The sequence below is a fragment of the Lysinibacillus sphaericus OT4b.31 genome (genome assembly GCF_000392615.1).
In the GTDB taxonomy this organism is placed as follows: Bacteria; Bacillota; Bacilli; order Bacillales_A; family Planococcaceae; genus Lysinibacillus; species Lysinibacillus sphaericus_B.
This window is the reverse complement of sequence record NZ_KB933398.1, coordinates 2,322,142-2,334,090: the sequence shown is the minus strand read 5'-3', so window position 1 is coordinate 2,334,090 and position 11,949 is coordinate 2,322,142. Positions and strand designations below refer to the sequence as shown.

Sequence of the window (11,949 nt, the reverse complement as noted above, 5' to 3'; positions counted from 1 at the left end):
GCGGTACTACATTCTACCCGAGCGGTGGGGCACGCTACCTGAGCGGTACTACACTCTACCCGAGCGGTACTGCACGCTACCCGAGCGGTTCGACTCGCTACCCGAGCTGATAGGCACCTTACCTGAGCAATGCGGTAAAAAAATCACCCATCACGAACTGCACCCCAATTGTTAGACATTAACTAACAATTGGAGACAGTTCATCATCCCTGAGTGGTCTTTTTTGATTTATGTTGACTAATTTTCTACTTGCCCTTTAGTAATCAATTCGGTATTCGAAGTATATCCATTACGCTTTCACAACATGAATGGGCCTCCCCATCATTACCTCAGCAGCTTCCATTGTCATCTCACCTAAAGTTGGGTGAGCATGGATGGTTAATGCTACATCTTCGACAGTCATACCGGCTTCAATCGCAAGACCCATTTCAGCAATCATATCTGATGCACCAGCGCCTACGATTTGAGCACCGATTAATACGCCATCTTTTCTACGTGCAACAAGTTTCACAAAGCCTTCCGATTGGTTTAGTGCCAGTGCACGGCCATTTGCTGTGAACGGGAATTTCGCTACTGTCACCTCGATACCGGCTGATTTTGTTTGTTCTTCATTGTAACCAACAGTTGCAAGTTCTGGATCTGTGAAGCATACAGCAGGGATTGCTAAGTAATCTACGATTGTTTTTTCACCAGCGATTGCTGCTGCAGCTACTTTACCTTCATAAGAAGCTTTATGTGCAAGCTGTGGACCAGCTACGATATCACCAATTGCATATATGTTTGGGACTGAAGTACGGCATTGTTTGTCAACTTTTAGTGAACCTCGTTCTGCGAATTCGATACCTACTGCTTCGAGACCCATTGCATCTGTATTTGGACGACGACCTACAGTTACTAATACATAGTTAGCTTCAACTGTTTTTTCGTCTCCGCCTACCTCGTACGTCACAACTACGCTGGTTTCATTTTCTTCTACACCTTTAGCGGATGCGTCTACAACCACTTCTACGCCTTTTTTCTGTAAGCTTTTTTTCACAACTTGTGTAATTTGCTTTTCAAAACCAGCTAAGATGTCTTTGCCGCCTTCAATGATTGTTACTTGCGAACCTAAGCTAGCGTAAGCAGACCCTACCTCTGTACCGATGTAACCACCACCAATGACCACTAATTTTTCCGGTACTTCAGGTAAAGAAAGGGCTCCAGTTGAGTTGATGACACGTTCAGTGAATTTGAATGTTGGAATTTCAACCGGCCGAGAACCTGTTGCAAGGATTGCATTTTTGAATGTGTACGTTTGTGCGTTGTCACCATCGATTACACGTACAGTGTTTGCATCTACGAAGTATGCTTCACCTTTCACGATGTCGATTTTGTTGCCTTTTAATAGACCTTCAACACCGCCTACTAATTTTGAAACTACGCCTTTTTTGAATTCTTGCACTTTTGTCCAGTCAAGCTTTACTGCTTGTGCAACAACACCCATATCATCTGAATGCTTTGCTTGCTCAAAACGTTGTCCTATTGAAATCAGCACTTTTGAGGGGATACAACCGACATTTGAGCAGACTCCACCTAAATACTCTCTCTCTACAATCGTTACGTTTTTCCCCATTTGACTAGCGCGAATAGCCGCTACATATCCTCCTGGACCTGCACCAATCACCAGCGTATCAATATATCTCATCTACTATTTCCCCCTTATTGCTTGCGATAAAATGAAAAACATTATCCCAAAAAAATTTATCTTTTACACAATTATGGTGACCTTTTGTGACAACTTTAATGACGTGTTTAAAGTTGCTATCATTTATTAGGATCTCCACATTTGAAATCGGCACTTTTTTATCCTGAATAGAGTGGATGGCAAGAGCTGGAGACTGTTGGTTTTTCACTATTTTTTCTAGGCACCATTCTTTTCTGGCTTTTATAAAAACACCTCCACGCAATAAAAACCAACTGATAAATAGCCAGCCAAAAGGAATATACGGTATTGTTACTTTTGTCATAGATTGGCTAATACTTTTTAATGATGTAGGCATAGAATCGGTAATAAGTGCTTGTAGCCTCACATCTGTAGAATTCACAATACTTGCAGCGATTCCACCCATTGAATGCCCTAAAACATAGATTGCCTTACTATGAATATCTGGACTCTCCGCCACATAATCAATCGTTGATGTAATACTTAGGACAAACGATGCGATACTCGCTTGTTTTTGTCGCGACTCACTTTGCCCATGTCCAAGGACATCTATAATTACCACGTCATAACCGTTAGCTAATAGCGGATCGACATATCGTAACATGTCTGATTTATTAGAGCCCCAGCCATGTACCAGTAGAAAGCAACCTCTTGCCTGCTCACTTTTTATAAGCCATCCTCGAATTGTCCCAGTACCCAGCTCAATTTCAATGTTTTCATAAGCGGAATTCGGGTATTTTTTATCCGCTTTCATTTTCGGTGTAAAAATATGAAGAATGATATAGTTTCTCACAAATAAAATAATGACTATAAAAGCAACGAATAATAAGTATGTCATCATAACCCCCCTCTAAAAGATACCAAACAGTCTCTTTTTGACGATAAAAAAGACGGCTTTACTGCCGCTCATTAGCAATTATTGAAATATATTGCCTCAAATTATTGATGATGATCTTCGTCAATTGCCCATCTTTTTTTAATCGATCTAATACGAGTCCACCTTCAAGTGTTGACACAATATATAGCGCAGTGTCGTATGGCTGTATGGACTGCTTCAGCTCCTGCTGCCTAATTCCATCCTCAATAATTTTCATTATCCATTTTATCATCATATCGATTGCTTCGTTAATCGATGGCAGTAATGCACTCCCTTCTAAATCGTCCATTTCTATGGCTGCATTAAAAATTGGACATCCACCTACGATCGGTTTTCCTTCACTTAATTGTAAAAAGGCCTCCACAAATGCGATTAATTTGTCCGTTGCATTATCGTGTTGTGACACACTCGCCATTAAATGACTTTGCATTATTTCGGTAGAAAAATGAAAAGACTCGACCATCAGCTGCTCTTTATCCTTAAAGTGTCGATATATCCCTCCCTTTTGAATATTCGTTTCCTGAATGATGTCACTCATTGTTGTTGTCATATAACCTTTTTTGTTAAAAATCATAGCAGATTTCCGAATAATATTACGCCTCGTTATTTCACCTTTTTTCATGTAAACCTCCAAAAAGATACCTTTTAGTCTCTTTTAATATAAAGGAAATCCGCTGCAACTTCAAGTACTATTTATCAGAAATTACATGCATCCACTTTCCTGAGCGGTTCGGCAATACTGTAATGGCTTTTTCCGTCAGTTCAGTAGTTCTATCCGCCACTTTAGCCTTTCTATCCGTCACTTTTCTAGTTCCATCCGTCAATTCAGCCTTTCTATCCGTCAGTCCCGTGTCAGCGCAATAAAAAAAGCCATCCATTTACTTTAATGGACAGCTAGTGACGAGCTATTATGCATTTATGTTGTAAAAATAAGGCCCACATTGCTCCTCATGCGTATGTACATATGTCCAAGTATAATCTCGGTCAAAAATATATATGTCTTGCTGTGAATCGAAATCAGCCGCAACGACATCTTGCGCAGCACTCAATTTAAGGACATGAGGTGAAAATTGATACATTACAAATAATTCATCCTTCGGCACATCATCAAAAGCTTTACGTGCCTCGTCTCCATTTAGGCAATGTTGTTTTTCATAGCTAAAAATATGCCACTTAAACTGCTCGTAAAAAATACTATGCTTTGTTTCCTCACTAATATTTTTGGCGAACACGCTGTCCCATGCCTTATAAATCGATTGAGGTTCTTCGTATTGTGAAATTATTACACCTTTATCTGTGAAGCTTTTGCGAAACAAATAATCTTCTTCAATTGTTTGTAATAAGTAATGGATTTTCTCCAGTTCTTCTTCGGGTAAGCTATCTAAAATGTGGTTAATTATTTCTCGTACCATTGTCTACCTCCTTATTCAATATACTAAATTATACAAAAACCAGCGTTTGAAAACAAAATAATGACCTGAATCGGTACTATGCCGCGAGACGTCATTGAATCATATTGAAATTTAAAATGGCCACTAGCTGCTCATTTAAAGTGCTAACGCTTTCCGCAAAATCATGGCGGTACCACTCAAGTATCATGCCGATAATGGCATTCGCTTGATAAGCACTATAAAAATCTATAGAAATTTCAGGGTTTTTACTTTGAGCTAAATCTCTTTTTAACAAAGTTTGGATTTCATCAAATAACATGTAATAGTAAGTGAGTGGCACATTTTTTGAAAAAACAATGCGATAAAACATCTTAAATCGCTCGATATGATGGAAAATCCGCACTGTAGTTGGATCGAGTTCGTTTTTATTAAAAGCTGTGACAGCACGGTAAGGCTCCTCATAGGAATTATTTAGATCCGCCATTATTCCCTGAAAGTATTCTTCAAATAGTTTTTCTTTTTGATCATAATGTAAGTAAAATGTACCTCGATTGACCTGCGCCTCACGACAAATTTCTGCAATCGAAATGTTTTCTAAAGGTTTTTCACCTAACAATGTGAGCAATGCGTTATGAAGCGCTTGCTTCGTTTTGACGACGCGTAAATCGTTAACGTTCAAATTTTTTCATCCCCTATTAAACAGATTTTTCAAATGTGTTGATTACTGAACAGTTCTCAGATTTCTGCATATTGAAATCGCTTACAACTCTATTATATTATTTTAATGAACACATGTTCAATACATGATCTAATCGTTCGTGTATATCTTGATATTCGGTAGTTAATTTGAAAATAACAGGAGGTCTTTAACTATGAGATTAGAAGGTAAAGTAGCAATCGTAACAGGTGCAGCTTCAGGTATGGGAAAAGCAATCGCAGAAGGTTATGCAAAAGAAGGCGCAAAAGTCGTTGTGTCAGACTTGAATTTGGCCGGTGCTCAGGTAGTTGTTGATGGTATTCATACAGCTGGCGGCACAGCTATTGCTATCCAAACTAACGTTGCTTCAACAGAAGACCTACAACGCTTATTTGATGAAACAAAAAATACTTATGGTCAATTAGATATTTTAGTAAATAATGCCGGCATTATGGATGGGATGGAGCCTGTAGGTGAAATTTCTGATGAGCGTTGGGACAAAGTGTTTGCGGTAAACACAACAGCGGTTATGCGTTCCATGCGTTTAGCAACAGATATTTTCCTAGCACAAGGTCATGGTGTCTTTGTCAATAACATTTCAGCTGGCGGACTTTATGGTGCCCGCGCAGGAGCTGCCTACACAGCTTCCAAACATGCCGTTGTAGGTCTAACAAAAAACACAGCCTTTATGTATGCAGATAAAAACATTCGTTGTAACGGCATCGCACCAGGGGCAGTTATCACAAACATCGCAACAACGATGACAAATATTAGTGAAGTCGGTGCGGCTCGCCAATCGCTTGGGTTAGGCATCAATCCACGTGCTGGACAGCCAGAAGAGATTGCACAGCTTGCTATTTTCTTAGGTTCAGATGAAGCGAGCTTTGTGAACGGACAAGTGATTGCTGTTGATGGTGGTTGGACTGCTTACTAGTTAATAAAAATGCACGTACTGGGATCAGCCTAGTGCGTGCATTTTTTCATACTTAAGGATAAATCGTCAAAAGTTATCGATAAAACGAAAAAGTTCGGTGATAAATCAAGAAAAGTTATCGATAAAACGAACTAACAAAATACTACAACCTTAAGATTGAGGTATTAACTTGTTTTTTTTAGGCAATACAGCCCCGATTAGGGCACCGATTAGCGCCGGTAAAATCCATCCTAAACCAATATCATAAAATGGTAAAAAATCAGTGTACAACTGTGCTACAGCCTCAAATAAACCAAATTTCGCTGCAGGAACACTATCCACTAATGCTCTGTAGCCATCAATTACACTAATGAAAATGGTAAAGAACATGGCCGTTGCATAAACCGACTGCTTATTTTTGAATAACGAACCGCTTAATGCAAGTAAGATTAGAACGATTGCAAGCGGATATAAGAACATTAGTACTGGAATTGCAAATTTAATAATATTCGTTAAACCAAAGTTCGCGATTGTAAATGATACGAGGCATAAAATGAAGACAAACCATTTGTAGCTGACTTTCGGAAATACCTCATGGAAAAACTCGCTACAAGAAGTGATGAGTCCAATACTGGTTTTTAAACACGCAAGAACGATAATAATTGCTAACAATATCGCCCCGAATGAACCGAAATAATGTTTAGCAACCGCTGCAAATATTAAACCTCCATTATCAAACGTGCCGATTGCTGCAATACTCGATGCACCCATGTACGTAATTAACCCATAAATGAGCATCATTAATGACATCGCAAAAATGCCGGATTTCCAAGTTGCCTTGGCAATTTCTTTGGGCTCTGTAATGCCTGAGCTTTTAATGGCATTGATCACGACAATCCCAAACGCCAAAGACGCCAGCGCATCCATCGTGTTATAGCCCTCTTTAAAGCCAGTCATAAATGCTGAGTCGATATACTCACCCATTGGCTGTTTGAAATGACCCATTGGAGAAAGAATACTTGTAATGATTAACATAAATAAGAAGATCAAAAACGCGGGCGTTAAATACTTTCCGATGTAATCCATAATTTTCGCAGGGTTTAATGAGAAATAGTAGACAATTGCAAAAAACACAAAGCTAAATAACCCAAGAAAGAGTAATGTATGCTCTGGTTGTATAAATGGTTCAAAGCCTACAACAAATGGTACTGTTGCTGTACGTGGAATGGCAAAAAACGGACCAATTGTTAAATATAGCGCCAATGAAAAAATAACGCCAAATAACGGATGGATACGACTCGCTAAATCACGTAGGCCGTTACTACCCGATAAACCGATCGCTAAAATACCTAAAAACGGTAAACCGATAGCTGTTACTAGAAAGCCTATAAGCGCAAACCAAAAGTTTGTCCCCGCTAATTGCCCAAGTTGGATTGGAAAAATGAGATTCCCCGCTCCGAAAAACAGCCCAAAAAGCATGGTGCCGATGACTGCATAAGTAGAAAAAGGTATTTTATTTTGCATAACTGTGCTCCCTTAGATGTGTTGACTATAGCAAATGATTAATTTAGAACGATTCTTCACTACAATTCCACAATGGTATCAGGCATTTATTATAAAAACAATAGTTTTTTCTTAGATTATTGCTAATTGTTCAAATATGAACGTGTAAACGAATCAATTAGTAAAATATCGGAAAAATCAGGCAAAATAATGAAGTGATTGCCTTGTTGTAAGCAATTGTACAAGATACACCTGCAACCATCTTATGGCTCCCAATTATGCTATAACTATCCATTAACACCAAAAATAGAATAACAAAATAATATATCGATAAAATAAAAGCGGTTACAAAAATATGGTTTTCATGTCTTCTCTTCAAGAACCATTACAAACAAAAAAGATGGATTATGAAATCTTTCATAATCCATCTACTGATTTATTTTAGTTTGCGACAGACCACTCGATATGATCTAAGAAGTTGTATACGTCTTCATACACTTTGTCACGTTCTTTATCTAATGTAATGATATGGCCTGAATTTTCATACCAAATGATTTCTTTATCATCTGTTTCAACTGTGTTCAGAATGAATGGCGCGCTTTCTTGATATAGTTCGTCATCCAATGAACCTTGTAATACTAATGTTGGTGCTTTAATAGTTTGTAATTCTTCACGAGTTTCAGTTGTTAAACGTGTTACACCATCTAATGAATCTTTTGGCGTAATACGTAGTTCATGTAATTCTGAAATGATTTGATCTTTTGATTTGTTTTCAAAATGTTTATATAAACGAGCGTAATGGTATAAACGTGTAAATAAGCCTTTTGAGTTATCGCGCGTAATTGGTGCACACATAGCAACACATGCTTTTACTGGAAACTTCTCTGCTACCTTTAACGAGAATACGCCACCAAGTGAAATCCCTACAACTGCAATTTCTTCATAACCATTATTTTTTAAGAAGTTGTAGCCTTCCACAACATCGTTCCACCAGTCTTCTGGTTTTGTTTCAAGTAGCGCTTCAGGTTCTACCCCGTGCCCACTATAAATTGGTGCATGAACGGTATAACCACGTTTGGATAAAAATTCTCCTAGCTTTTTCACATCTTTTGTGCTACCAGTGAATCCATGCAGTAATAGTACGGCTTTTTTGCCCCCCTCAATAGTTAGAGGTTCTGGCTTCGATAACTTCATTTTATAATATCCCCTTCACGGAAATTTGTATTTGTGTAATTTCTGTGTCTATCTTAACACCCTTTATTCATAATGTACAATTTATAGTTTTTATCGTTTCAATGTGTTTCATGCATGAATGATGTGAGGTTGAATCCTTGTAAAACAACCACTTGCACCTGTTTAAAAAGTGATCAAATTTATTTAATGGAAATTTACTTGGTAACACCTTCTAATTTTTTTTGACGTTACCTATACTTCCTAATCTTTTACCGTTATAATGCAGTTAACTCACAGTAATACTATAGATGGAGGTGAAAAAAATGGAGTGGCAACAATTAGAATATTTTGCAACAGTAGCAAAATTGGAGCATATGACACGAGCTGCCGATGTATTAGCCATTTCTCAGCCTGCGCTAAGTCGTTCCATCTCTAAGCTCGAGGAAGAATTAGGCGTCCCCTTATTTGACCGGCAAGGACGTTCCATCATGCTAAATCGCTATGGTGAATTATTCTTGTATCGTGTTCAACGCATGCGTAAGGAATATGAAAAGGCCGTATTGGAATTACAGGAGCTCAATAATCCTGAACTCGGGGATGTGTCGCTCGGCTTTTTACATACACTCGGAACAAGTATCGTACCTGATTTGATCCGTGCTTTTCGCCAAAAGCATCCACATATACGCTTTCACTTTACGCAAAACTATTCACACTCGCAGTTAAAGCAATTACTGGCAGGCGAGTTAGACCTGTGCTTACTTGCAGCGATTGACACCGAACCGCCAGTTTGCTGGAAGGAGCTGTGGCGTGATGAGCTGTATATAATGGTGCCCATTGACCATCACCTTGCCAATCGTAAAAGCATTAAAATGAAGGAACTTGAGCATGAAACATTTGTACTCTTAAAAAAGGGCTATGCACTGCGCCGTACTGCTGATCGATTATTAAATGCGGCCGGCATCAAACCGAAAATTACTTATGAAGGCGATGAAGTATCTACCGTAGCTGGTTTTGTAGGCGCTGGTCTTGGTGTTTCATTGTTGCCTGATGATGAAGACTTAAATCCGAACAAAGTTGTAAAAATTCATGTTGAAGATATGGTGTGTGAACGGATCATTGGGATGGCTTGGATTGACAATCGTTATATCTCCCCTTCTGCCCGACAATTCCAACAATTTGTATTCGATTTTTATGACAAAGATACATCCGCGTCTGTTCGCACAAAACAAGCGCCGAATGATTCGAAGTGACAGTATACGTTCCGCTACTTTGTCCTAAGCGAACGAAGCAATTTTGAGGTGCGGCGTGAAATCTTAGATAATGCAAAAAAAGCGGTAAGATGCTCAATAGCACCTTACCGCTTTTTATTATTTTCCTATGTATTTAATTTGGTAGGAATACATATCTGTCGAGTCACCGTCAATTGCAAAAAGTCCTTGTTTGGCCAGTTTTAAAATTCGGTTTTCTATAAACGCATCACTAATGTAATCATTTATTTCACCTAAGGTTTCGTTAATGATAGGCATTGCTGAAAGCCATTCTTCTCCTTGATTAGTACGAATATCTTTTGCAGCTTTTATTATGATAGAATCATATGCATCTTCTGCTACATGGACAATGCCATTTTCCCAAGTTCGCAATGTACTTGGATTGTGCTTGAGCTCATGCCATTCTTTTGCAAGTCGCTGACACGCTTCAACGGAAAAACGTTTGGCATCTGGGCGGAGTTTCATTAACCAATGTGAAGGGAGCTGTCCTGTGTCACGTATCGACCTGTTCGGCTGTATTCGCGTTAAACCTTCTGTTACGTCCACCCCATAAACCATACTGCATTTATTGACAAATTCACTCATCACATAGCGAAGACCGATTTCTTCATGGGCGTTTTGACTATACCAAATCCATACATCCACATCACAAGGCAGACCCGCAATTTTTTTTGCCCACGCTTTTTGTATGTCATCATACAATTCACGTTCTTCTTCATCTTTTAAAATAAAGCTTGCTAACCATTTTTGGCGCTCTTCTATTGTCGTTAATGGTCCAATCGAGAAAATTTCATTGACACAAATCACCGACTCATCTCGTTGTAAATGATTTTGACGGATTGCATGTTTAATTGAACCTTGTGTAGATAAGCTAAAGGTAATATGTAAGATTGCCATGAAAATTTCCTCCTTTTATTGTTTGCTCAGTGCAATTTGTATCCCGATAAAGGTGAATAGTACACCTTGTACAACGTTCAAACGTTTTGCAATGGCTGGTTTACCGATAATGATTTTTCGTACTTTTCCTGCAAAAATACTAAATAACGAAAATAATAAAAACGCTTGTACTAAAAATACAATACCCAAAATAAGCATTTGTAAAGCCACATGACCTTGCGTTGGATTTACAAACTGGGGCAATAGTGCTAAAAAAAATAAAGATACTTTAGGGTTTAAAATATTCATCAAAATCCCTTTTCTATATAATGTCACATAGGCTTGGGCATTTTGTTGCTCTAGAGTAAACGGGTCACCCTTCGCACGGAATGACTGCCACGCTAAATACAATAAATACGCTGCACCTGCAAATTTTACGATAGAAAAAATCACCGTCGATTGATAAATAATGGCCGAAATACCGAGAACTGCCGCGCTAATGTGAACAAGTAAACCTGTACATAAGCCCAGAGAAGTCGCAAATCCTGCTTTTTTATCTTGTGCAATACTTTGCGCAAGGACAAATAAATTATCTGGTCCAGGCATTAAAGTTAGGATGATTGCCGCTCCTAAAAATGCAAATAACGTTGAAAACTCCAAAATTTCCCCTTCTCTCCATTTCTTTTAGAAAGAACCATTATTAGAATGGTTTAATTCTCATTATACTACATGAACTTGTCACCTTAAGAGGTAAGTTTATGACTTTATCCAGAATTTTTCGCCCTATTTAGCAGTTTTATTGTGTATCATAGCGCACCGTCGACAGCGGCGTTCTTGTTCAGTGAGATTGTAGTACTGATCATACGACACCTTGACATGAGATTATTAGCTTCACACAGTCCATTATGCTCGTTTGCGCAATACTTTTCTCGTTCAATCCATTATAATAGATACTAATGATATATATATTTATTTCCATTGTATTTTAGAAAGAGGTGATCGACAGTGGCAGTGAGTGATATTGTGATAGAATTTGAAAACGAGCATGGTGACGTTTGTTATAAAATGAGGACGCATGATATCGACGTTCAGGCCATTCAAAATTCTGGATTAGCGCCTGTTATGTCTTATTGGATGGGCGATAAAGAAATTACCGAGGACATTCGAAAATTGCGTTTTAGCCCAAGACCCCCATCTACCTATATCCAGGATTACGACGACTTTCAATCCATGTTATATGCAAAAGAACAACGTGCAATCAACCAATTATACGAAAAACTAAGCATTAAGCCAAAAAATATGACGACGGGCAAGCAAATTCTTTGGAGCTTCTTTGTGATGATGTTGGCAATGCTTCCCTTGATCATCGCAATTTGGTGGTATAAATAGTCTCAAACTTCCTTGTTTTTTCGCAACTTTCTATTAACTTCTCTTTTCAACTTGACAGACACCCAGAAGTAGTGCATTCTTTATTCAATTACTATAAAAAAGCGTGCGAAGACTAGTAACTAGACACTGCTTGGCAAGAGAACGATGTCCATTGGCTGCA

The 11,949-nt window shown here is 38.5% G+C and carries 12 protein-coding genes; 3 read left to right on the top strand and 9 right to left on the bottom strand.

The window, feature by feature from the left end; translation table 11 throughout:
• Positions 1-289: 289 nt before the first annotated feature.
• The 5 genes from lpdA to H131_RS10600 all read right to left on the bottom strand — a co-directional run bounded on the left by lpdA (position 290) and on the right by H131_RS10600 (position 4,649).
• Positions 290-1,684 (bottom strand): dihydrolipoyl dehydrogenase, encoded by a 1,395-nt coding sequence (gene lpdA, locus H131_RS10625; RefSeq protein WP_010859135.1) that lies wholly within the window; start codon positions 1,682-1,684, stop codon positions 290-292.
• Positions 1,671-2,540 (bottom strand): alpha/beta hydrolase, encoded by an 870-nt coding sequence (locus tag H131_RS10620; RefSeq protein ID WP_010859134.1) that lies wholly within the window; start codon positions 2,538-2,540, stop codon positions 1,671-1,673. The genes lpdA and H131_RS10620 overlap by 14 nt, the downstream gene beginning before the upstream one ends.
• Positions 2,541-2,598: 58 nt before the next feature.
• Positions 2,599-3,201, bottom strand: coding sequence for a TetR/AcrR family transcriptional regulator (locus H131_RS10615; protein ID WP_010859133.1), 603 nt, complete (start codon positions 3,199-3,201; stop codon positions 2,599-2,601).
• Between the two features lie 286 nt (positions 3,202-3,487).
• Positions 3,488-3,991, bottom strand: coding sequence for a DUF4275 family protein (locus H131_RS10605; protein ID WP_010859131.1), 504 nt, complete (start codon positions 3,989-3,991; stop codon positions 3,488-3,490).
• 91 nt (positions 3,992-4,082) lie between these two features.
• The gene (locus H131_RS10600) at positions 4,083-4,649 is read right to left on the bottom strand and encodes a TetR/AcrR family transcriptional regulator (RefSeq protein ID WP_010859130.1); all 567 of its coding nucleotides are present in this window, start codon (positions 4,647-4,649) and stop codon (positions 4,083-4,085) included.
• 193 nt (positions 4,650-4,842) lie between these two features.
• Between H131_RS10600 and H131_RS10595 the strand changes: the two genes are divergently transcribed.
• Positions 4,843-5,601: an SDR family oxidoreductase gene (locus H131_RS10595; RefSeq protein ID WP_010859129.1), complete on the top strand. Its 759-nt coding sequence runs from the start codon at positions 4,843-4,845 to the stop codon at positions 5,599-5,601.
• A gap of 150 nt (positions 5,602-5,751) precedes the next feature.
• Here the strand turns inward: H131_RS10595 and brnQ are convergent, their stop codons facing one another.
• Both brnQ and H131_RS10585 read right to left on the bottom strand, forming a co-directional pair.
• Positions 5,752-7,104 carry a branched-chain amino acid transport system II carrier protein gene (brnQ, locus tag H131_RS10590; protein ID WP_010859128.1) on the bottom strand — a complete coding sequence of 451 codons (1,353 nt, stop codon included), beginning with the start codon at positions 7,102-7,104 and terminating at the stop codon, positions 5,752-5,754.
• A gap of 420 nt (positions 7,105-7,524) precedes the next feature.
• On the bottom strand, positions 7,525-8,277 hold the full coding sequence (locus tag H131_RS10585) for an alpha/beta hydrolase (protein WP_010859127.1): 753 nt from the start codon (positions 8,275-8,277) through the stop codon (positions 7,525-7,527).
• Positions 8,278-8,579: 302 nt separating this feature from the next.
• Here H131_RS10585 and H131_RS10580 point away from each other — a divergent pair, with 302 nt between their 5' ends.
• A complete protein-coding gene (locus H131_RS10580; RefSeq protein WP_010859126.1) occupies positions 8,580-9,506 on the top strand; it encodes a LysR family transcriptional regulator in 927 nt (308 codons plus the stop codon).
• A 117-nt stretch (positions 9,507-9,623) separates the two neighbouring features.
• Here the strand turns inward: H131_RS10580 and H131_RS10575 are convergent, their stop codons facing one another.
• Both H131_RS10575 and H131_RS10570 read right to left on the bottom strand, forming a co-directional pair.
• Complete coding sequence (locus tag H131_RS10575) at positions 9,624-10,421, bottom strand: DUF1835 domain-containing protein (RefSeq protein ID WP_010859125.1); 798 nt, start codon at positions 10,419-10,421, stop codon at positions 9,624-9,626.
• 15 nt (positions 10,422-10,436) lie between these two features.
• A complete protein-coding gene (locus H131_RS10570; protein WP_010859124.1) occupies positions 10,437-11,060 on the bottom strand; it encodes a LysE family translocator in 624 nt (207 codons plus the stop codon).
• 345 nt (positions 11,061-11,405) lie between these two features.
• Here H131_RS10570 and H131_RS10565 point away from each other — a divergent pair, with 345 nt between their 5' ends.
• Complete coding sequence (locus H131_RS10565) at positions 11,406-11,789, top strand: hypothetical protein (protein WP_010859123.1); 384 nt, start codon at positions 11,406-11,408, stop codon at positions 11,787-11,789.
• The last annotated feature ends 160 nt before the right edge of the window (positions 11,790-11,949 follow it).